At 69.8% G+C, this 21,808-nt stretch carries 19 protein-coding genes; 11 read left to right on the top strand and 8 right to left on the bottom strand.

What is annotated here, in order from left to right; all coding sequences use genetic code 11:
* The first annotated feature begins 14 nt into the window (after positions 1-14).
* From OVA02_RS05420 to OVA02_RS05400, 5 genes are all read left to right on the top strand, one after another.
* Positions 15-1,058, top strand: a complete 1,044-nt coding sequence (locus OVA02_RS05420; protein ID WP_200412889.1) for a LacI family DNA-binding transcriptional regulator — start codon at positions 15-17, stop codon at positions 1,056-1,058.
* Positions 1,059-1,192: 134 nt separating this feature from the next.
* Positions 1,193-2,578 carry an extracellular solute-binding protein gene (locus OVA02_RS05415; RefSeq protein ID WP_200412890.1) on the top strand — a complete coding sequence of 462 codons (1,386 nt, stop codon included), beginning with the start codon at positions 1,193-1,195 and terminating at the stop codon, positions 2,576-2,578.
* Between the two features lie 274 nt (positions 2,579-2,852).
* Positions 2,853-3,710, top strand: coding sequence for a carbohydrate ABC transporter permease (locus OVA02_RS05410; protein ID WP_043593482.1), 858 nt, complete (start codon positions 2,853-2,855; stop codon positions 3,708-3,710).
* Entirely contained in the window at positions 3,707-4,618 is a 912-nt protein-coding gene (locus tag OVA02_RS05405) for a carbohydrate ABC transporter permease (RefSeq protein ID WP_056048933.1), read from the top strand. Before OVA02_RS05410 ends, OVA02_RS05405 begins: the two co-directional genes overlap by 4 nt.
* 87 nt (positions 4,619-4,705) lie before the next feature.
* On the top strand, positions 4,706-6,241 hold the full coding sequence (locus OVA02_RS05400; RefSeq protein WP_056048936.1) for an alpha-N-arabinofuranosidase: 1,536 nt from the start codon (positions 4,706-4,708) through the stop codon (positions 6,239-6,241).
* A gap of 82 nt (positions 6,242-6,323) precedes the next feature.
* Here the strand turns inward: OVA02_RS05400 and OVA02_RS05395 are convergent, their stop codons facing one another.
* Together OVA02_RS05395 and msuE are read right to left on the bottom strand one after the other, a co-directional pair.
* Positions 6,324-6,752, bottom strand: coding sequence for a hypothetical protein (locus OVA02_RS05395; protein WP_056048939.1), 429 nt, complete (start codon positions 6,750-6,752; stop codon positions 6,324-6,326).
* A gap of 32 nt (positions 6,753-6,784) precedes the next feature.
* On the bottom strand, positions 6,785-7,501 hold the full coding sequence (gene msuE, locus OVA02_RS05390; protein WP_082460620.1) for an FMN reductase: 717 nt from the start codon (positions 7,499-7,501) through the stop codon (positions 6,785-6,787).
* A gap of 72 nt (positions 7,502-7,573) precedes the next feature.
* Between msuE and OVA02_RS05385 the strand changes: the two genes are divergently transcribed.
* The 3 genes from OVA02_RS05385 to OVA02_RS05375 all read left to right on the top strand — a co-directional run bounded on the left by OVA02_RS05385 (position 7,574) and on the right by OVA02_RS05375 (position 10,862).
* Positions 7,574-8,368, top strand: coding sequence for a class I SAM-dependent methyltransferase (locus OVA02_RS05385; protein WP_056048942.1), 795 nt, complete (start codon positions 7,574-7,576; stop codon positions 8,366-8,368).
* Between the two features lie 128 nt (positions 8,369-8,496).
* Entirely contained in the window at positions 8,497-9,603 is a 1,107-nt protein-coding gene (locus tag OVA02_RS05380; protein ID WP_056048945.1) for an amidohydrolase family protein, read from the top strand.
* Positions 9,600-10,862: a kynureninase gene (locus OVA02_RS05375; protein WP_056048949.1), complete on the top strand. Its 1,263-nt coding sequence runs from the start codon at positions 9,600-9,602 to the stop codon at positions 10,860-10,862. Before OVA02_RS05380 ends, OVA02_RS05375 begins: the two co-directional genes overlap by 4 nt.
* A 78-nt stretch (positions 10,863-10,940) precedes the next feature.
* On the opposite strand, the gene nrdF is transcribed toward OVA02_RS05375, so the two are convergent.
* The 4 genes from nrdF to nrdH form a co-directional block, all read right to left on the bottom strand.
* On the bottom strand, positions 10,941-11,942 hold the full coding sequence (gene nrdF / locus OVA02_RS05370; RefSeq protein WP_056048952.1) for a class 1b ribonucleoside-diphosphate reductase subunit beta: 1,002 nt from the start codon (positions 11,940-11,942) through the stop codon (positions 10,941-10,943).
* Positions 11,943-12,041: 99 nt separating this feature from the next.
* Entirely contained in the window at positions 12,042-14,147 is a 2,106-nt protein-coding gene (gene nrdE / locus OVA02_RS05365; protein ID WP_123571747.1) for a class 1b ribonucleoside-diphosphate reductase subunit alpha, read from the bottom strand.
* Between the two features lie 32 nt (positions 14,148-14,179).
* Entirely contained in the window at positions 14,180-14,599 is a 420-nt protein-coding gene (gene nrdI, locus OVA02_RS05360; RefSeq protein WP_056048957.1) for a class Ib ribonucleoside-diphosphate reductase assembly flavoprotein NrdI, read from the bottom strand.
* Between the two features lie 78 nt (positions 14,600-14,677).
* Complete coding sequence (gene nrdH / locus OVA02_RS05355) at positions 14,678-14,911, bottom strand: glutaredoxin-like protein NrdH (protein ID WP_043596549.1); 234 nt, start codon at positions 14,909-14,911, stop codon at positions 14,678-14,680.
* 329 nt (positions 14,912-15,240) lie between these two features.
* Between nrdH and OVA02_RS05350 the strand changes: the two genes are divergently transcribed.
* From OVA02_RS05350 to OVA02_RS05340, 3 genes are all read left to right on the top strand, one after another.
* Entirely contained in the window at positions 15,241-16,449 is a 1,209-nt protein-coding gene (locus OVA02_RS05350) for an MFS transporter (RefSeq protein WP_056048960.1), read from the top strand.
* Between the two features lie 106 nt (positions 16,450-16,555).
* Complete coding sequence (locus tag OVA02_RS05345) at positions 16,556-17,386, top strand: aldo/keto reductase (protein ID WP_056048963.1); 831 nt, start codon at positions 16,556-16,558, stop codon at positions 17,384-17,386.
* A gap of 120 nt (positions 17,387-17,506) precedes the next feature.
* Entirely contained in the window at positions 17,507-18,040 is a 534-nt protein-coding gene (locus OVA02_RS05340; RefSeq protein ID WP_056048966.1) for a ribonuclease H family protein, read from the top strand.
* A gap of 123 nt (positions 18,041-18,163) precedes the next feature.
* On the opposite strand, the gene OVA02_RS05335 is transcribed toward OVA02_RS05340, so the two are convergent.
* Together OVA02_RS05335 and OVA02_RS05330 are read right to left on the bottom strand one after the other, a co-directional pair.
* The gene (locus OVA02_RS05335; RefSeq protein WP_043596555.1) at positions 18,164-18,925 is read right to left on the bottom strand and encodes an SDR family NAD(P)-dependent oxidoreductase; all 762 of its coding nucleotides are present in this window, start codon (positions 18,923-18,925) and stop codon (positions 18,164-18,166) included.
* A 69-nt stretch (positions 18,926-18,994) separates the two neighbouring features.
* Entirely contained in the window at positions 18,995-21,565 is a 2,571-nt protein-coding gene (locus OVA02_RS05330) for a DEAD/DEAH box helicase (protein WP_082460602.1), read from the bottom strand.
* Positions 21,566-21,808 lie beyond the last annotated feature (243 nt).

The following is a 21,808-nucleotide window of genomic DNA, read 5'->3' as shown; positions in this document are numbered from 1 at the left end:
ACTAGCCTGAACGCATGCGCGCGACGGTGAAGGACGTGGCGGCACTCGCCGGGGTGTCGCCGAAGACCGTCTCCAACGTGATCAACGGCGTCGTCTTCGTCCGGCCCGACACCCGCACCCGCGTCGAGAGCGCGCTGGCCGAACTCGACTACGTGCCGAACCTCAGCGCGCGTGGCCTGCGCACCGGGCGCACCGGGTCGATCGCGCTGGCGTTCCCCGACCTGAGCACCCCGTACAGCGCCGAGATGACGCACTGGTTCGTCGAGCAGGCGCACGAGCGCGGCTGGTCGATCCAGCTCGAGCAGACCGGCTCTCGGCCCGAACGCGAGGGCGAGCTGCTCTCGCGCGGCAAGGAACACCTCGTCGACGGCCTCGTCCTCAACCCGATCACGCTCGACGCCAGCGCCCTGTCGTCCGCCGGCAGCGGCTCCGGCACCGGCACCGGGGCCACCGACTCGCTGCCGCCCGTCGTCGTCATCGGCGAGGTCGAGCAGACCCTCGTCGACCAGGTGCGGGTCGACAGCGTCGCCGCGGCCCGCGACATGACGGCCCACCTGATCGCCGCCGGACACCGCCGCATCGCGACCCTCGGCGACTCGGCCGGCGAGTTCGACACGGCCACGGCCCGCGCCCGCACCCGCGGCTTCGAGCAGGCCATGGCCGAGGCCGGCCTGCCCCTCGACCACGCGCTGCAGTACTCGTGCCCGGAGTGGACCTCGGCCGACGCCTTCTCGGTCGTCCGGGCGGCCGTCGAGCGCGGCGACCGGCCCGACGCGATCTTCTGCTTCACCGACTCGCTCGCCATCGGCGCCGTCAGCGCGCTGACGTCGGCGGGCCTGCGGGTGCCCGACGACGTCGCGGTCGCCGGTTTCGACGACATCGTCGACGGGAGGTTCTCCGTGCCGCCGCTGACGACCGTCACCTTCGACAAGCGCCTCTTCGTCGACCGCACCCTCGAACTGCTCGCGGCCCGCATCGCCGACCGGCAGGGCGCGGCCGAACTCGTGATCGTCCCCCACGAGATCGTCGTGCGCGCCAGCACCCGCGGCCGCGCCTGACACCACGAGAGGGGCACGACGCCGGAAGAAAGCCTGGCGCTGTGGCCCTGTGCTGGCGGTGTGCCGGAAACCTCTTGCGCATCCGTTACAACGATGGAATAGTCGCTCTCGTCACGCATCACGAAGGAGTGAAGATGACCGAGAACCATCGGACGACCCCGGCACCGCGACCGGGCACCACCTCCGGCACCGCCACCCCCCGCGGCCTCAGCCGCCGCAGCATGTTGCTCGGCTCCGCCGCCCTCGTCGGCGGGGCGTTCGTCGCCACGGGCCTCTCGGGCTGTGCGCCCGGGGCGGTCACCGGCTCGGGCACGGACGTCGCGCAGCTGAAGTTCTGGCACCTGCTCAGCGGCGGTGACGGCATCAAGATGTCGGCGCTGATCGACCAGGCCAACGAGCAGAACCCGGGGTTCCACGCGACGCAGACCGTGCTCGCCTGGGGCACGCCGTACTACACGAAGCTCGCCATGGCCTCGGCCGGCGGTCGCGCGCCGGACGTCGCGATCATGCACGCCTCGCGCGTGCCCGGCTACGCCCCCGGCGGCCTGCTCGACCCGTGGGACGTCGAGAAGCTCGCGTCGTACGGCGTCCGCGAACAGGACTTCGCCGAGGCCGTGTGGAAGAAGGGCTTCAACGGCGGCGACCTCTACTCGGTCGCGCTCGACTCGCACCCGTTCATCCTGCTGTACAACACCGACATCGCCGCCCAGGCGGGTGCCCTCGGCCCCGACGGCAAGCTCGTCGAGATCACCAGCCCCGAGCAGTTCCTCGAGGTCGCGAACGCCATGCAGCAGGTGACCGGCAAGCACGGCGCCTCGTGGGGCTACCTCAACGACGGCGCCCAGCTGTGGCGCATGTTCTACACGTTCTACAAGCAGCAGGGCGCCGACATGGTGCTGAAGGAGGGCGGCACGGTCGAGTACGACGAGCAGGCCGCCGTCACCGCGCTCCAGTTCATGCAGCAGCTCACCGACGGCACGGCGATGGCCACGGCCAGCGACATCCAGTCGGGCATCGCCGAGTTCGTCAGCGGCGAGAGCGGCATGCTCTTCACCGGCGTGTGGGAGGTCCCGAGCGCCGAGAACGCGGGCATCCCGTTCGACGGCAGCATCATCCCGACGCTCTTCGGCACGCCGGCCGTCTACGCCGACTCGCACGCGTTCGTGCTGCCGAGGCAGAGCGAGGTCGACGACGTCAAGCGGGAGGACGTCTACAAGATGGTCTCGACCATCCTGAAGGACTCCATCTCGTGGGCCGCGGCCGGGCACATCCCGGCCTACCTGCCGATCGTCGAGAGCCCCGAGTACGCCGAGCTGCGACCGCAGGCGAACTACGCCGAGGCGGCGGACTACCTGAACTACGACCCGCCCGCCTGGTTCACCGGCTCGGGCTCGGACTTCCAGACGTACTTCCTCGACTCGATCCAGTCCGTGATCCTCGCCAAGGACGACGCGGCCGACGGCATGCGCCGGTTCGTCGCGCGAGTCAACACACAGCTGTCGCGGCCGGCTCCGGTGTGACCGTCGTGCCCTCCCCCACGCCGACACGGCACCGCCGCCCCGTCCGCCCGACACCGCCCTCCCCCACGCCGACACGGCACCGCCGCCCCGTCCGCCCGACACCGCCCTCCTCCCCCTCCGCACGACCCGACCATCACGACGACGAAGGAGTCGATCTGTGACCTCCACCACGGTCAAGGCCCCCCGGGCCACCGCCGAGCGCGCGCGGTCCGACGCCCGCGCGACCGACCGCAGCCGCGCCTCCCGCAAGCGGACCGGCCCCTCCGACAACCGCATCGGCTGGGGCTTCGCCGCTCCGTTCACCGTGCTCTTCGCGGTGTTCCTGGTCTGGCCGCTGCTCCACGGCTTCTACCTGAGCTTCACCGGCCAGAGCCTGACCGGCCAGGGCGGCGAGCTGATCGGCGTCGCCAACTACGCCGAGGCCTTCGCCGACGGCGACATGTGGCGTTCGATGCTCAACACGCTGTGGTTCACGGTGCTCAGCACGATCCCGCTCGTCGTCGTCGCGCTGGTGCTCGCCATCCTCGTCAACACCGGGCTGCCGGGTCAGTGGCTCTGGCGGCTGAGCTTCTTCCTGCCGTACCTGCTCGCCTCGACGGTCGTCTCGCTGTTCTGGATCCAGCTCTACAGCCCCACCCTCGGCCCGATCAACAACGTGCTCGGCACACTGGGGCTGCCGCAACCCGCCTGGCTGCAGGACCCCGACACCGCCATGATCGCCGTGGTCGCGACCACCGTCTGGTGGACGGTCGGCTTCAACTTCCTGCTGTACCTCGCCGCCCTGCAGAACATCCCCGACCAGCAGTACGAGGCCGCGTCGCTCGACGGCGCCGGACGCTGGCGGTCGCTGCTGTCGATCACCATCCCGCAGCTCGGCCCGACCACCGGCCTGATCGTCATCCTCCAGGTGCTCGCCTCGCTGAAGGTCTTCGACCAGATCTACCAGATGACCACCGGCGGACCGGCGGGAAGCACCCGCTCGGCCGTGCAGTACATCTTCGACACCGGCTTCACCGGCTACCGCTTCGGCTACTCGTCGGCGATCTCGTACATCTTCTTTGCGGTCATCGTCGTCATCTCGATCGCGCAGTTCAGCATCACGGCCCGCAACCGCAAGGGAGCCCAGAAATGACCGCCCCCGCCCTCGCCCCCACGTCCGACCTGCGGGCCCCCACCGCCGGCCGGGGCCGGAAGGGCCACAAACCCGGCCAGAAGCCGTTCGGCCCCATGGCCGTGATCAGCGTGGCCATCCTGGTCGTGCTCGCCGTCCTCTGGCTGCTGCCGTTCCTGTGGTCGCTCGCCACCTCGTTCAAGAGCGAGACCGACGCCGCGGCGACGCCGCAGACCTGGATCCCGGCCGGCGGCTTCACGCTGGACGCCTACCGCGGGGTGCTCGAACAGGGCAACATCCCGGTGTGGCTGTTCAACAGCCTGTTCACCTCGATCGTCATCACGCTGATCGTCGTGGCCACCTCGGCCCTCGTCGCCTACGCCTTCTCGCGCCTCGACTTCCGCGGCAAGAAGTGGCTGTACGTCGCGACGATCGCGTCGATCATCATCCCGCCGCAGGTGCTGATCGTGCCGCTGTTCTACCAGATGCTCGCCTTCGACATGGTCGACACGTACTGGGGCATCATCCTGCCGCAGGCGATCGCCCCGGCGATGGTGTTCGTGCTGAAGAAGTTCTTCGACCAGGTGCCGATCGAGCTCGAGGACGCCGCCCGCGTCGACGGCGCGGGACGCATCCGGGTCTTCTTCACGATCCTGCTACCGCTGTCGCGCCCCATCCTCGGCGCGGTGTCGATCTTCGTGTTCATCGGCGCCTGGAACAACTTCCTGTGGCCGTTCATCGTCACGAACGACGCGTCGCTGCTCACCCTGCCGGTCGGCCTGCAGACCATCGAGAGCGCCTACGGCATCCAGTACGCGCAGAACATGGCCGCCGCGGTCCTCGCGGCCCTGCCGCTCATCCTCGTGTTCCTGTTCTTCCAGCGGCAGATCATCAAGGGCATCTCGACCACCGGGTTCGGAGGTCAGTGATCCGACCGCCCCGGACGCGACCGCCCTGCCGCACCGCGCCTCCTCGTCCCCACCACACGCACGCCGATCCCCTCACCTAGGAGACCCATGTCCACCGCCCGCATCACCGTCGACCGCGAGTTCACCATCGGCCCGGTCCCCCGCCGCCTGTTCGGCTCGTTCGTCGAGCACATGGGCCGCTGCGTCTACACCGGCATCTACGAACCCGGTCACCCCACCGCCGACGAGAACGGCTTCCGCCAGGACGTCCTCGACCTCACCAAGGAGCTCGGCGCCACCGTCATCCGCTACCCCGGCGGCAACTTCGTCTCGGGGTACAACTGGGAGGACGGCGTCGGCCCGGTCGACCAGCGCCCCCGTCGCCTCGACGGCGCCTGGCACACCGTCGAGACCAACGCCTTCGGCCTGCACGAGTTCGTCGCGTGGTCGAAGCTGGCCGGCACCGAGGTGATGGAGGCCGTCAACCTCGGCACCCGGGGCGTCGACGCCGCCCGGGAGCTCGTCGAGTACGCCAACCACCCCGGCGGCACCGCGCTGAGCGACCGCCGCATCGCCAACGGCGCCAAGGACCCCTTCGACATCAAGCTCTGGTGCCTCGGCAACGAGCTCGACGGCCCGTGGCAGATCGGCCACAAGACGGCCACCGAGTACGGCCGCCTCGCCCAGGAGGCCGCCAAGGCCATGAAGTTCGTCGACGACTCGATCGAGCTGGTCGCCGTCGGCAGCTCGGGCCGCGGCATGCCCACCTTCGGCACCTGGGAGCACGAGGTCCTGACGCACGCCTACGACGAGGTCGACTACGTGTCGATGCACGCCTACTACCAGGAGCACGACGGCGACGCGAAGAGCTTCCTCGCGACGGCCGTCGACATGGACGCGTTCATCGAGGAGGTCGTGTCGACGATCGACGGCGTCAAGGCCGCCGGCAAGCACACGAAGCAGGTCGACATCTCGTTCGACGAGTGGAACGTCTGGTACCAGACGGGCCTCGACTCGGACGACCAGCCGCACAACGTGTCGAAGGGCTGGCGCGAGCACCCCCGGCTGATCGAGGACCAGTACAACGTCACCGACGCGGTCGTGGTCGGCACCTTCCTCAACTCGCTGCTGCGTCACGGCGACCGGGTCAAGATCGCCAACCAGGCGCAGCTCGTCAACGTCATCGCGCCGATCCGCAGCGAGGCCGGCGGGCCCGCGTGGCGTCAGTCGATCTTCTGGCCGTTCGCCCGCATGGCCGCGCTCGCCACCGGGCAGATCCTGCGCACCCTCGTCACGAGCGACAAGGTCGACACCGAGAAGTACGGCGACGCCGACCTGGTCGACGTCAGCGCCACCTACGACGAGGAGGCCGGCACGGTCGCGTTCTTCCTCGCCAACCGCGGGCTCGACGAGGCGGCCGACGTCGAGGTCGCCCTGCGCGGCTTCAGCGGCGGGCGCGTCACCCGCGCCGAGGTCCTGGCCGTCCCCGAGGGCGGCGACCGCTTCTCGTCCAACACCGAGAACGCGCAGGACACCGTGGGCCTCGTGCCGCTGACCGGCGTCACGGTCGACGGCGGCACCGCGCGCCTCCGCCTGCCCGCCCTCTCGTGGGCGGTCGTCGAGCTCGAGGTCGGCAAGGCCTGACCCACGGCACGACCGCAGGAGGCGCGGTGCCGGTCACGACCGGCACCGCGCCTCCTGCGTCCGGTCGCGTCGACGCCCCGGATCAGCCGCGGGGCTTGAAGAGGCGGGCGATGCTGTCGCGCACCGACTCCTCGATGGTGTCGGTGAAGCCGTTCGAGAAGCCCAGGGCGTCGGCAGGGGCCGACGCGGCCGTCATCGACTCGACGACGCGCTGACCGTGATGGGCACGCGCCTCGCGCACCGAGCCGAAGCCGAGGCCGAGGTCGACGGCCGCCTGGGCGAGGAGCGCCTCACGGGCGTCGTCGGTGCTGGTCTGTGCCTCGGCGAGCGCGAGCACGGACAGGTCGTCCACGCCGTCGTCCACCCATCGGGCCGCACGCCCCGGCAGCACGCCGGAGGGCAACAGGCCGAGACGGCGCTGTGCCTCGCTGTCGCGGATCTCGGCGCGGGCGACGGACGGGCCACGGGGAGTCGGGTCGGGGTTCACGACGATCACGATACCGGTGGGCATCCCGGAGCGGCTGCCCCGCCTTCGGGTCGCGCTCAGCTGAACAGGCGCGTCGGGGTCGTGACGTCGAGCTCGTCGGCGCGCAGGTCGCCCACCGCCAGGTCGACGCGCGCGTCGCCGTCGTCGAGGGTCTGCTTGATGCGCCCCTTCTCGGCGATGCTCGAGCGGATCAGCGGCAGGCCGCGCTGGATCGCGTGGCGGATGCGCTCCTGCAGCAGAGGGGCCGTGACCGCGTACTTCTCCGCGCCTCCGGTCGCCGTGAAGTCGGTCGTGTGCGCGTAGACGCCCAGCGGCAGGGTGAGGGCCTGGAAGAACCCGAACAGTGGTCGCAACGCGTGCTCGATGATCAGCGCGTGGCGCTCGCTGCCCCCCGTCGCGGCGAGCAGCACGGGCACGTCCACGAGCGCGTACTGCTCGACGAAGTCGAACAGGTGCTTGAACAGCCCGGTGAAGGAGGCGCGGTAGACGGGCGAGGCGACGATCAGCAGGTCGGCGGTCTCGATGGCGACCAGCTCGCGCTCGACCCGCTCGTCGAGCTGGTCCCGGGTGAGCGCGCCGGCGAACAGGGGGCCGAGTTCGCTGACCCGGATCACGTGCGCCTCGATCGGCAGGACGTCACCCAGCGCCGTCACGATCTCGTGCACGAGGGCGTCGGTCTTCGACGGCGTGCTGAGGGTGCCGGACACCGCGACGACCCGCAGGGGACGGGTCGGACGCGGGGACGAGGGGGTCGGAGGCAGCGAGGAAGTCATCCCCTCCATGCTGCGCCCGAGGCCGACGTAACAGAGGGTGTGTGACGGATCGTGACGTGCGACAGTGTTCCGGTGACACATCAACCACTCCAGGAGGGGTTCGATCCGGCCGCCCACGGCTTCGACCCCGCACGACCCGATTCCGACCTCGCCGCCTCGTTCGGGCTGGCCGCCGACGTCTACGAGAGGGGTCGCCCGTCGTACCCCCTCGACGCCGTCGACTGGCTGCTGCCCGAGGGCGCCTGTCACGTGGTCGACCTGGGGGCGGGCACGGGCAAGCTCACCCGTCTGCTGCTCGACCGTGCCCCGTCGGTCACGGCCGTCGAGCCGTCGCCGGGCATGCGCGCGACCCTCGAGCAGGTCGTCCCCGGGGCGACGTCGGTCGCCGGGTCGGCCGAGGACATCCCCCTCGGCGACGACTCGGTGGACGCCGTCCTCGTCGCGCAGGCCTGGCACTGGGTCGACCCCGCCCGCGCCGTGCCCGAGATCGCCCGCGTCCTGCGTCCCGGCGGCACCCTCGGCCTCGTCTGGAACATCCGCGACGAGTCCGTGCCGTGGCTGGCGGAGCTCAGCCGGGTGATGCGCCAACCCCGCGAGCGCGACATGGGGTCGGACGCACCGGTCGTTGGTGCGCCGTTCGGCAGCGTCGAGCGGTACGACGTCCCCTGGGTGCACGAGCTGGGTCGCGACGAGTTCCTCGCCATGATCGCGTCGCGCAGCTACGTCATCACGCTCTCGCCCGACGACCGCGCGGCCCTGCTGCGCGACGTCGAGCGGCTGCTCGACACGCACCCGGACACCCGCGGCGCCGACCTGATCCGCCTGCCCTACGTGGCGCGGTGCTCGCGGGCCGTCCTGCCCGGCTGAGTCGCGCCTCCTCGGCACCCACCCTGCGAGCCCGCCTCGTCGGCACCCACCCTGCGAGCCCGCCTCGTCGTCCCCGGACGCGGGCGGGCCTGCAGGGCACGGGCAGCACGCACGAATAGGGTCGGGTCATGGACCAGGAGGCGCGGCTCGTCACGGTCGACCACGCCTGGTCGGGCCGGTGGTCCGGTCGCAGCCTGTTGCGCCTCGACGCCCACGGCGTGGTCTTCGCCGGATCGGCCGACGCGCACGACGCCGACACCCTGGCCGGCGCCGAGCTGCCCCACGTGCCGGGCACCGTGCTCGCCCCCTTCACCGACTCGCACGTCCACCTCGGCCTGATCGACGCCACGCAGCTGCCCGTCGGCGGCATCTCGCGGGTCGTCGACCTCGGGTGGGACCCGACGGTCGCCTCCGGCTGGCTCGGCCGGTCGGGTCGCGACGGCTGGCCCGAGGTGGCGATCGCCGGCGGGTTGATCACGGCGCCGGGCGGGTACCCGAGCCGGGCGGGCTGGGCGCCGCCCCGCGCCTCCCTCCCGGTCGGCGGCCTCCGCGCCTCGACCCGGCTGCGCCGCGCGGCCCGGCTCGTCGAGCAGCAGCACGCCCTCGGCGCCTCGATCGTCAAGGTCGCCCTGAACTCCGACGTCGGCCCCGTCCTCGACGACGCGATGCTGGCCGCCGTCGTCGACGCCGCACACGGGCTCGACCTGCCCGTGGTCGCCCACGTCCAGGGCGTCGGCCAGGCGGCACGCGCGGCCGACGCCGGGGTCGACCGGCTCGCCCACACGCCCTTCAGCGAACGGCTCGACGACGACCTCATCGCCCGGCTGGCCGCGTCCACGACGTGGGTGAGCACGCTCGACATCCATGGCTACGGTCTCGGTGGGGTCGCGCACGAGACAGCCGTCGACAACCTGTCGCGGTTCCGTGCCGCCGGGGGCCGGGTGCTCTACGGCACCGACCTCGGCAACGGCGACCTTCCGCTCGGGGTGAACGAACGCGAGCTGCGCGCGATGGGTCGGGCCGGCTTCGGGCTCGCCGGCCTGCTCGACGCCCTCGCCCCCGACGTCGCCGGGCCCACCGGCGGTGCGCGCCTGCCGTTCACCCGCGTGACCTGGATCGCCGACGCGCCCCGCGCCTCCGCGGCCTCCGACGAACGGGCCGCCTGGCTCGCCCGCGCGACCGCACTGACCGCCGACGAGCTGCTCGCCGTCGCCCTCGAGGAGAAGACCCGATGACCGATCCGCTCGCCTACCCCGTCGACGCCACCGACCCCGACGAGCAGGCCTCGGCGCATCCCGCCGGCCCGCTCGACGCCACCGACCCGCTGGCGTCGTACGTCGACCGGTTCGTACCGGCCGTCGACGTGGTGTCGTACCTCGACGGCAACTCGCTCGGGCGGCCCGTGACCGCCACGCTGTCGCGGCTGTCCGAATTCGTCGAGGGCGCCTGGGGCACGCGGTTGATCCGCTCGTGGGACGAACGCTGGATGGCCCTGCCGACCGAGCTCGGCGACCGCATCGCGGCGGCCTGCCTCGGTGCCGCCCCGGGCCAGACGGTCGTGGCCGACTCGACGACCGTGCTGCTCTACAAGGCGATCCGCGCGGGCCTGCGGGCCCGGCCCGACCGCCACGAGATCGTCATCGACGACGACCAGTTCCCGACCGACCGCTTCGTCGTCGAGGGCATCGCCCGCGAGCACGGGGCCACGATCCGCTGGATCGCCGTCGACAAGGCGACCGGCGTGACCGTGTCGCAGGTGCGCGACGTCGTCGGGCCCGACACCGCACTGCTGCTGGTGAACCACGTGTCGTATCGATCGGGCTGGCTGGTCGACCTGCCCGCGATCACGACGCTCGTGCACGAGGCGGGCGGTCTCGTGCTGGCCGACCTCTGCCACAGCGTCGGCGTCGTGCCGATGCAGCTCGACGAGTGGGGCGTCGACCTCGCCGTCGGCTGCACCTACAAGTACCTGAACGGTGGGCCGGGAGCCCCCGCGTTCGTCTACGCCCGCGCCTCGCTGCTGCCCGAGCTCGACCAGCCGATCCAGGGGTGGATGGGCGCCGCCGACGTGTTCGCCATGGCCGACGGGTACCAGCCGGCGACCGGCATCCGGCGGTTCATCAGCGGCACTCCCCCGGTGATGGGCATGCTCGCGATGCACGACATGCTCGACCTGATCGACGAGGCCGGCATCGATGCCATCCGGTCGAAGTCGCTCGCCCTGACCGACTACGCCTTCGACCTCGTCGACGCCTGGCTCGTGCCGCTCGGGGTGACCGTCGCGACGCCTCGCGAACCGGACCGCCGCGGCAGCCACGTCACGATCACGCACGACTCGTTCCGGTCGATCGTGGCGCGGCTCTGGGAGGCCGGTGTCGTCCCTGACTTCCGCAACCCCGACGCGCTGCGCATCGGACTGTCGCCGCTCAGCACCTCGTTCGCCGAGGTGCGGATCGGCATCGCCGCGATTCGTGCGGCGCTGCTCGCCGACTGAGGCCGAGCGAGGTCGGACCGGACGCAGAACAGGCGCCGCCCGGGATGGGCGACGCCTGTTGCGTGGTGCGGGGGTGGGTTAGAAGTCCCAGTCCTCGTCTTCGGTGTTGACGGCCTTGCCGATGACGTACGACGAACCCGACCCCGAGAAGAAGTCGTGGTTCTCGTCGGCGTTCGGCGAGAGCGCGGACAGGATCGCCGGGTTCACGTCGGTCGTCTCTTTGGGGAACATCGGCTCGTAGCCGAGGTTCATCAGCGCCTTGTTGGCGTTGTAGTGCAGGAACTTCTTGACGTCTTCGCTGAGGCCGACGCCGTCGTAGAGGTCTTGCGTGTACTGGATCTCGTTCTCGTAGAGCTCGAAGAGCAGGTTGAACGTGTAGTCCTTGATCTCTTGCTTGCGCTCGTCCGAGGCGCCTTCGAGACCCTTCTGGAACTTGTAGCCGATGTAGTACCCGTGCACGGCCTCGTCGCGGATGATGAGGCGGATGAGGTCGGCCGTGTTGGTCAGCTTGGCGCGCGACGACCAGTACATCGGCAGGTAGAAGCCGCTGTAGAACAGGAACGACTCGAGCAGCGTCGAGGCGACCTTGCGCTTCAGCGGGTCGTCGCCCGTGTAGTAGTCGAGGACGATCTGGGCCTTCTTCTGCAGGTTGACGTTCTCGGTCGACCAGCGGAAGGCGTCGTCGATCTCGGGGGTCGACGCGAGGGTCGAGAAGATCGACGAGTAGCTCTTGGCGTGCACCGACTCCATGAACGCGATGTTCGTGTAGACGGCTTCTTCGTGCGGGGTGATCGCGTCGGGGATCAGGCTGATCGCGCCGACGGTGCCCTGGATGGTGTCGAGCAGCGTCAGGCCGGTGAAGACCCGCATCGTCATCTGCTGCTCTTCGGGCGTGAGGGTGTTCCACGACTGGACGTCGTTCGACAGCGGGATCTTCTCGGGCAGCCAGAAGTTGTTGACCAGCCGGTTCCAGACCTCGACGTCCTTGTCGTCGTGGATGCGGTTCCAGTTGATCGCACTGACCGACGAGATCAGCGGGACCGACTTGCCGGTGGCGTGGACCGGATCGGTGAGGGTCATGACGTGCCTTTCAGGAGCAGGAATGTGAGTTCAGGAGGCGCGGGCCGGTCGTCGAGACCGGCCCGCGCCGGGTGGCGCAAGGACTCGAGGCGCGAGGGCCTAGAGCATGCAGCTGACGCAGCCATCGACCTCGGTGCCCTCGAGCGCGAGCTGGCGGAGACGGATGTAGTAGATCGTCTTGATGCCCTTGCGCCATGCGTAGATCTGCGCCTTGTTGATGTCGCGCGTGCTCGCCGTGTCTTTGAAGAACAGCGTGAGCGACAGGCCCTGGTCGACGTGCTGCGTCGCCGCGGCGTAGGTGTCGATGATCTTCTCGGGCCCGATCTCGTAGGCGTCGGTGTAGTACTCGAGGTTGTCGTTCGTCATGAACGGCGCCGGGTAGTACACGCGACCGAGCTTGCCCTCTTTGCGGATCTCGATCTTCGACGCGATCGGGTGGATCGACGACGTCGAGTGGTTGATGTACGAGATCGACCCGGTCGGCGGTACGGCCTGGAGGTTCTGGTTGTAGATGCCGTGCTGCATGATGCTGGCCTTGAGCGCGAGCCAGTCGTCCTGCGTGGGGATCGCGACGCCGGCGTCGGCGAACAGTGCCGCCGCCCGCTCGGTCTCGGGCTTCCACTCGGTCTCGGTGTACTTGTCGAAGAAGGTGCCCGACGCGTAGGTCGAGTCCTCGAAGCCGCCGAAGGTGACGCCACGCTCGATCGCGATGGTGTTCGAGGCGCGCAGGGCGTGGAACAGCACCGTGTAGAAGTAGATGTTCGTGAAGTCGATCGCCTCGGGCGTGCCGTAGTGCACCCGCTCGCGGGCGAGGTAGCCGTGCAGGTTCATCTGGCCGAGGCCGATGGCGTGCGACTGGTCGTTGCCGACCTCGATCGAGCGGACCGACGTGATGTGGCTCATGTCGCTGACGGCGCTGAGGCCACGGATCGCGGTCTCGACGGTCTTGCCGAGGTCGGGGGCGTCCATCGACAGGGCGATGTTCATCGAGCCGAGGTTGCAGCTGATGTCCTTGCCGATCTCGTTGTACGAGAGGTCTTCGTTGAAGGTCGTCGGCGTGTTGACCTGCAGGATCTCGGAGCACAGGTTCGACATGTTGATGCGACCCTTGATCGGGTTCGCCTTGTTGACCGTGTCCTCGAACACGATGTAGGGGTAGCCCGACTCGAACTGGATCTCGGCGATCGTCTGGAAGAAGTCGCGCGCCTTGATCTTGGTCTTCTTGATGCGCGAGTCGGCGACCATCTCGCGGTACTTCTCGCTGATCGCGACGTCGCCGAAGGGGACACCGTAGACCTTCTCGACGTCGTACGGCGAGAAGAGGTACATGTCTTCGTTGTTCTTGGCGAGCTCGAACGTGATGTCGGGCACGACGACGCCGAGGGACAGCGTCTTGATGCGGATCTTCTCGTCGGCGTTCTCACGCTTGGTGTCGAGGAAGCGCATGATGTCGGGGTGGTGTGCGCTGAGGTACACCGCACCGGCACCCTGGCGGGCACCGAGCTGGTTCGCGTAGCTGAAGCTGTCTTCGAGCAGCTTCATGACGGGGATGATGCCCGACGACTGGTTCTCGATCTGCTTGATCGGGGCGCCGGCCTCGCGGATGTTCGAGAGCGACAGGGCGACTCCGCCACCGCGCTTCGACAGCTGCAGCGACGAGTTGATGCCGCGCGAGATGGACTCCATGTTGTCTTCGATGCGCAGCAGGAAGCAGCTGACGAGCTCGCCGCGCTGGGCCTTCGCCGTGTTGAGGAAGGTCGGCGTGGCCGGCTGGAACCGGCCCGCGATGATCTCTTCGACGAGGTCGACGGCGAGCTTCTCGTCGCCCTGGGCCAGGCCGAGGGCGGTCATGACGACGCGGTCCTCGAAGCGCTCGAGGTAGCGCTTGCCGTCGAACGTCTTGAGCGTGTACGAGGTGTAGTACTTGAACGCGCCGAGGAAGGTCTGGAAGCGGAACTTCTTCGAGTACGCGAGGTCGTTCAGCTTCTCGATGAAGGCGAAGTCGTACTGCTCGATGGTGGCGAGCTCGTAGTACTCGTTCTCGACAAGGTAGTCGAGACGCTCACGCAGGTTGTGGAAGAAGACCGTGTTCTGGTTGACGTGCTGCAGGAAGTACTGCTTCGCCGCCTCGCGGTCCTTCTCGAACTGGATCTCGCCGGACGGACCGTAGAGGTTCAGCATCGCGTTCAGGGAGTGGTAGTCCATCCCCGAGCTGAGACCCTGCCCCGGGGCGGCGATCACTTCGAGGTCATCGACTGCTGCGTCCAAAATTCTTCCAATCCTGTGTGTACGGCTTGTACGTCGTCTGGTGTTCCGAAGACTTCGAAACGGTAGAGAAGGGGAACGTCGCACTTGGCGGCGACGATGTCACCGGCCAGGCAGTAGCCCTCTCCGAAGTTGGTGTTGCCCGCCGCGATCACGCCTCGGATGAGGCGCCGGTTGCCCTCGTCGTTGAGGAACCGGATGACCTGCTTCGGGACGGCGCCTCGTCCTTCGCCGCCACCGTAGGTCGGCAGGACGAGGACGTAGGGGTCACGGACGTGGAGCGGCGGCTCGGACGGGAACAGCGGGATGCGCCGGGCCGGGAGACCGAGCTTCTTGACGAAGCGGTCGGTGTTGCCCGAGACGCTCGAGAAGTAGACGAGTTCGTTCGTCATGACGAGTCCTCGCCTCCGACGTGGTGTGGGCCCGAGCCCCGGGTCATCCGACTGGTGGGGCGCTGTGCGCCGGGTCGACTAGTCGACCTTGGCGGCCAGCGCGGCGATCTTGTCGGGGCGGAAACCGCTCCAGTGGTCGTCGTCGGCGATGACCACGGGGGCCTGCATGTAGCCGAGGGCGCGGACCTTCTCGAGGGCGGCGTCGTCGGCCGTGACGTCGAGCACGTCGTACTCGATGCCCTTGTTGTCGAGGGCTCGGTAGGTGGCCGTGCACTGGACGCAGGACGGCTTGGTGTAGACGGTGATGGCCATGGGATCCCCTGTGTTCTGGCCGGCCCCTGAGGCCGGATCGGTGGTTCGTGAGCCTGCGGGTCGTGGTGCCCGTGGCGACTCCTCGATACTACATCTAGTGGCCCGGGGTTGCCCCCACAACTAGATGCGGTGTTACACGCCTGTAGTTCGTCTCGCAGAGTTGTCCACAGGGAACCGCACACGTTTTGCACAGAACGAGGGCGGTTCTCCCCGGTTCTGCGCCGTTCTCCACATGTTCGTCCCCACCACCGACACTCGTCGACGGATGTCCCCAGTTCGGGACCACGGCGTGTCGCGGACCGCGGACCCACTCGTAGACTTGTCCCCTCGTGAGCACCTATTCGACCCTGCTGAAGACGCCCGGCGTCTCGCGCATCATCGCGGCCCAGCTGACCGCGCGCTTCCCGTTCGGCATGCTGTCGCTCGCGTTCCTGCTGCACGTCGAGCACGTCCACCACTCGTACGCCGCGGCCGGTCTCGTCCTCGCGGCGACGAGCATCGGTCAGGCGATCTCGGGGCCGCTCACCAGCCGGTGGATGGGCCGCTGGGCGATGCGCCCCGTGCTCACCCTGACCCTGGTGGTCTGCCTCATCACGATGGTCACCTTCACCCTGTACGACTTCTCGGTGCCGGTGTTCATGGCGCTCGGCTTCGTGACGGGCCTCAGCGTGCCTCCCGTCCAGCCGGCCGTCCGCACCATCTACCCGAAGATGGTCACCTCGAACCAGCTCACCCCCCTCTTCTCCCTCGACGCGTCCGCGCAAGAGATCATCTGGGTCGCCGGTCCGGTCATCACGACCTTCGTCGGCACGCAGGTCGGCACGCGAGAGGCGATCTGGCTCGCGGCCGCGTTCCTGGTCGGCGGCGGCATCTGGTTCATCGCCTCGCCCGAGGTCGGACGCGTCCGCATCCCCCGCAGCAAGCGGGCCTTCGGCAAGGTGCTGGCCCGGCCGACCGTGCTGCTCGCGACCGTCGCCGGGTTCCTGCTCATCGGCGCCTGCGCCGCGGTCGAGGCCGGCGTCGTCGCGCTCTTCGGCGAGGGGAGCGCCGACTCGGGCATCGCCCTGGCGATCTTCGCCGCGGGGTCGCTGGTCGGCGGTCTCGCCCTCGGGCACGTCCCGGTCGGCCCGTGGGCGCTCGCCCGCCGCATCGCCATCGTGTTCGTGGGCATGACCCTCGCGATCTTCGCGACGGGCCTCTGGCCGATCAGCATCACGCTGCTGATCGCGGGCGTCGGCATCGCACCCGCCCTGGCCGTGATGTTCGCGATCGTCTCGTCGAGCGTGAAGTTCAGCGACACGGCCGAGGCCTACGGCTGGGCCGGCACCGGCCAGCTGATCGGCTCGGCCCTGGGTTCGGCCATCGCCGGCTTCGCGATCGACCACGTCGGCGGCCAGGGCGGGCTCATCGTCGCCGCCTGCTTCGCCTTCGTCGGCATGATCGTCGGGGCCGCGTTCCACAAGGCGCTGCCCGACCTCCGCGGCCGTGACGCCAGCCCCCTGCCCGACACCGAACCGGTGCCGGTCCAGACGAGCTGACCCGCGCCTCCTCGTCCATCGGTCGACGGGCCCGGCGCGCACCGTTCACCGGACGGTCGCCCGGTGCGTGCGACACGCGTCGGTCGGTCGCTGGCAGAGTTGGGGCATGCCCTCCATCGACGTGCCCCAGATCACCCTCAACGACGGCCGCACGATCCCCCAGCTCGGCCTCGGCGTCTACAAGGTCGCCGACGACGAGGCCGAGCGGGTCGTCGAGACCGCCCTCGCCGAGGGGTACCGCCACCTCGACACGGCCGAGTTCTACGCCAACGAGCGGGGCGTGGGCCGGGCCCTGCGGGCCTCGGGCGTGCCGCGCGACGAGGTGTTCCTCACGACCAAGGTCTGGAACACCGCGCACGGCTACGACGAGACGCTCCGCTCGTTCGACGAGAGCCTGACGAAGCTCGGCACCGACCACGTCGACCTCTACCTCATCCACTGGCCGGCTCCGCGGCAGGACAAGTACGTCGAGACCTACCGCGCGCTCGAGACGATCCGGGCCGAGGGCCGCGCGCTCTCGATCGGCGTGAGCAACTTCCAGATCGCGCACCTCGAGCGCCTGATGGCCGAGACCGACGTCGTGCCGGCCATCAACCAGGTCGAGGCGCACCCGTGGTTGCAGCAACGCGAGCTGCGCGACTTCGACGCCACCCACGGCATCGTCACCGAGGCGTGGTCGCCGCTGGCGCGAGGGCGCATCCTGGACAACGCCGCCCTGGTGCGCATCGGTGCGAAGCACGGGGTCACCCCGGCCCAGGTGACGATCCGCTGGCACCTGCAGCAGGGCCTCGTCGTGATCCCGAAGTCGGTCACTCCGTCGCGCATCCGCGCCAACCTCGACGTCTTCGGCTTCGAGCTCGACGCCGGCGACCTCGCCGCCGTCGCGGGCATCGAGACGGGCGAGCGCACCGGGTCGCACCCCGACCACAACGGCTGACACGGGCGGGCGCCACCCCACCGGGCGATCGCTGACACCCCGCAGGAGGCGCGGGTCCGGTCGGTCGCGCCCGGCACGTTACCGTGGACCGGCAACCCGTCGACGCAAGGAGCACCCCGCATGACCATCACCGCCGCAGCAGACGGATCGGCCCTCGGCAACCCCGGTCCCGCCGGATGGGCCTGGTACGTCGACGACGAGCGGTGGGCGGCCGGCGGCTGGCCGCGTGCCACCAACAACCAGGGCGAGCTCACCGCCGTGCTCGAGCTGCTGCGCGCCACGGCCGGAACCGACGACGACCTGCACATCCTGTGCGACAGCCAGTACACGATCAAGGCCTGCACCGAGTGGATGCCCGGCTGGAAGCGCAAGGGCTGGCGGAAGGCCGACGGCAAGCCCGTGCTCAACGTCGAGATCCTCAAGGAGCTCGATGCCGCCCTGGCCGGGCGGAAGGTGCGCTTCGAGTGGGTCCGCGGCCACGTCGGCCACGAGATGAACGAGGCGGCCGACGTGCGGGCCCGGGGCGCGGCCACGGCGTTCCAGAACCGCACCGACGTGCCGTCCGGGCCCGGCTGGCCGGGGGCACCGGTCGCCACGACCGACCCGATCGCGGCGCCGGCGACCCCGCCCGCGCCTCCGGCGACGCTCTTCTGACGCGCCCCACCCGCACCGCACCGCACCGCACCGCGAATCGGGCACCGCACCTGATCTAGACGCGGTGCCGTGCACGAGTCGCGGTGCCGCACCGCGCAAGGCAAGCAGCGCCGCGCCGCGCGGCTACATCGAGGGGTGCGTGCTCGACAGCCCGCCGTCGACGACGAACTGGGCGCCGGTCGAGAAGGCCGAGTCGTCGCTCGCGAGGTGCAGGGCGAGCCCGGCGACCTCGTCGGGCTTGGCGAGTCGACCCCGCGGGCTCATGGCGCGGAACGCGTCGAGCACCTGCGGCTGGGCCTCGACCTGACGGCGGAACAGGGCGGTGTCGGTCGGGCCGGGGTGGAGCGAGTTGATGCGGATGTTCCAGCCCTCCTGGGCGGCGTGTGCGGCACTCGACCGGGTGAGCCCGACCAGCGCGTGCTTGCTCGCCGTGTAGGCCGCGTCGTCACCGAAGCCGAGGAAGGACGTCGCCGGAGCCAGGTTGATGATCGACCCGCCCTCGCCGTCGGGGTTCGCGCGCATCTGTTCGATGGCGAAGCGCGTGCCGAGCATGACGCCGGTGACGTTGACCGCGAAGACGCGGTTCCAGCTCTCGAGCTGGGTGACGTCGATCGACTGACCCGAGACGATGCCGGCGTTGTTGACCAGCACGTCGAGTCGGCCGTAGTGCTCGGCGATGCGGTCCATGACGCGCTTCCAGTCGCCGCCGTTGGCGACGTCGTGCTGCACGAACTCGGCCCCCGTCTCGGCGGCCACGGCCGCCCCGTCGACGATGTCGGTCGCGACGACCCGGGCCCCCTCGTCGGCGAACCGGCGGACGATCGCCTCGCCGATGCCCGAGGCTGCCCCGGTGACGATGGCGACTTTGCCGGACAGACGAGACATGGCGACCTCTTCGTGGTGGAACGCGGGTGGAGCTGGTCGGCTGCCGGGGTGGGGCGCGACCCTACGAGATTACCCCTCGACGGGTGACGGTCGGCTCCGCTCGGAGGCCGGCCCGACGGCCGTGACGGTCACGACGGCCTCGCCTCGCTCGTCGCTCGAGGCGAGGTCGACCACGGCCGAGATGCCGAAGTCGTGGTCGCCCTCGGGGTCGGCGAGGATCTGCCGCACCCGCCACACCGTGGGCAGTTGCTCGACCTGGAGCATCTGTGGGCCCCGGGCCGCGGCGTCCGTGCCGATGGAGTCGTACTCGTCGTAGTACCGGTCGAGGGCCTCGCCCCAGCGGTCGGCGTCCCAGCCCGAGCCCGCGTCGAGGGCCCCGAGGGCGTCCGCGTCGTCGCGGGCGGCGAGTTCGACGCGACGGAACAGCTCGTTGCGCACCATGATCCGGAAGGCCCGGGCGTTGGCGGTGAGGTTGCGGAGCGTCGGGGGCACGATCTCGTCGTGGGCCTCGAGCTCGCTCGGGTTCACCATCTCTTCCCACTCGTCGAGCAGGCTGGAGTCGACCTGCCGGACGAGTTCGCCGAGCCACTCGATGACGTCGACCAGCTCGTCGGTCTTCGCCTCGTCCGGCACCGTCTGCCGCAACGCGCGGAAGGCGTCGGACAGGTAGCGCAGCACGAGCCCCTCGGAGCGGGCCAACCCGTAGAAGGCCACGAAGTCGCCGAACGTCATGGCGCGCTCGTACAGGTCGCGCACGACCGACTTGGGGCTGAGCGCGAAGTCGCCGATCCAGGGCTGCGAGGCCGCGTACGTCTCGAACAGGGCGGTCAACAACTCGTCGAGCGGCTTGGGCCAGGTGACCTCCTCGAGGAGTTCCATGCGCTGGTCGTACTCGATGCCCTCGGACTTCATCGCGGCCACGGCCTCGCCGCGGGCCTTGAACTGCTGCTGCGACAGGATCGGCCGGGGGTCGTCGAGGGTCGCCTCGACCACGGACACCATGTCGAGGGCGTAGGTGGGCGACTCGACGTCGAGCACCTCGAAGGTCGCCAGGGCGAAGGGCGACAATGGCTGGTTGAGGGCGAAGTTGGCCTGCAGGTCGACGGTCAGGCGGATGGTCGGAGCGCCTCCGTCGGGCGAGGCCTCTTGTACGACGACCTCGGCGGTGCGCAGCGTGCGGTAGATCGAGATGGCCTGCCGGGCCATGGCGTACTGCTTGGCGAGGGGCTCGTGGTTGTCGAAGACCAGCGAGCGCACGTTGGCGAAGACGTCGCCGCCGCGCCCGATGACGTTGAGCAGCATGGCGTGGGTGACCTGCATGTGCGAGGTCAGGGCCTCCGGCTCGGCGGCGATGAGCTTGGTGAAGCTGGGTTCGCCCCAGGACACGAAGCCGTCGGGCGCCTTCTTGCGGACGATCTTGCGCTTCTTCTTCGGGTCGTCGCCCGCCCGCTCGATCTGCTTGAGGTTGTCGATCTCGTGCTCGGGCGCCTGGAGCGTGACCGTGCCCGAGGTGTCGTAGCCCGCGCGACCGGCCCGCCCGGCGATCTGGTGGAACTCTCGCGCGCTGACCTGGCGCATGCGGGTGCCGTCGAACTTGGTCAGCGCCGTCAGCAACACCGTGCGGATCGGCACGTTGATGCCGACGCCGAGCGTGTCCGTGCCGCAGATGACCCGCAGCAGGCCGCGTTGCGCCAGTTGCTCGACGAGGCGACGGTACTTGGGCAGCATGCCCGCGTGGTGCACCCCGATGCCCGAGCGCACCAGGCGGTTGAGGGTCTTGCCGAACCCGGTGCTGAACCGGAAACCGCCGATCAGTTCGGCGATCTCGTCGCGCTGCTCGCGGCTGGCGACCTTGATGCTCGACAGCGCCTGCGCCCGCTCGAGCGCCGCGGCCTGGGAGAAGTGCACGACGTAGACGGGCGCCTCGCCGGTCGAGAGCAGTTCTTCGACCGTCTCCTGCACGGGCGTCTGCGCGTAGAAGTAGTGCAGCGGCACGGGACGCTCGACGCCCGTGACCCGAGCCACGGGCCGACCGGTGCGCCGTGCGAGGTCGTCGGTGATGCGGGTGACGTCACCCAGCGTCGCCGACATCAGCAGGAACTGCGCACGCGGCAGCAGCAACAGCGGCACCTGCCAGGCCCAGCCGCGAGACTGGTCGCCGTAGAAGTGGAACTCGTCCATCACGACCTGGTCGACGGCGGCGTCGGCCCCGTGCCGCAGGGCCAGGTTCGCGAGGATCTCGGCCGTGCAGCAGATGATCGGCGCGTCGGAGTTCACCGACGAGTCGCCGGTCACCATGCCGACGTTCTCGGGCCCGAAGAGCTCGACCAACGCGAAGAACTTCTCGCTGACCAGGGCCTTGATCGGGGCCGTGTAGTACGACCGCCCGCCCTGGCTCAGGGCGACGAAGTGGGCGCCGGCCGCGACGAGCGACTTGCCCGTGCCGGTCGGCGTGCTGAGGATCACCGACGCGCCTCCGACGAGCTCCATCATCGCTTCGTCCTGGGCCGGGTAGAGGGGCAGCCCCCGCGACTCGGCCCACTCGGCGAAGGCCGTGTACGCCGCGTCGGCGTCGTACGAGTCGGCGCCCGGCGTCGAGGGGAGCAGGGCGGCGAGGGGGGCGACGGGAGCGGGCGACATGATGAGTCAACCCTGCACCATCCACCGGTCCGACGGCGACGACCACGGACGGGTCGTCCGGCCGCGGGAGCGCGACGACGCTCCCGCGGCCGGTCCCCCGCCTCGTGCCCTGAACCTCCGCGAGGTGAGGGGGCCTCAAGTAAAGCACGAGGAGGCGCGACTCGCGACCCCGAGGACGCCCGGTCCGCGACGACCGCCGGGACGAGAAGAGGGCACGCTCCGGTCGACGAGCGGAGCTCGGAC

Origin of the sequence: Frigoribacterium sp. SL97, assembly GCF_026625765.1 — a bacterium.
Taxonomy (GTDB): Bacteria; Actinomycetota; Actinomycetes; order Actinomycetales; family Microbacteriaceae; genus Frigoribacterium.
The sequence above is the reverse complement of the archived record's forward strand: the minus strand, read 5'-3'. Positions and strand labels throughout refer to the sequence as shown.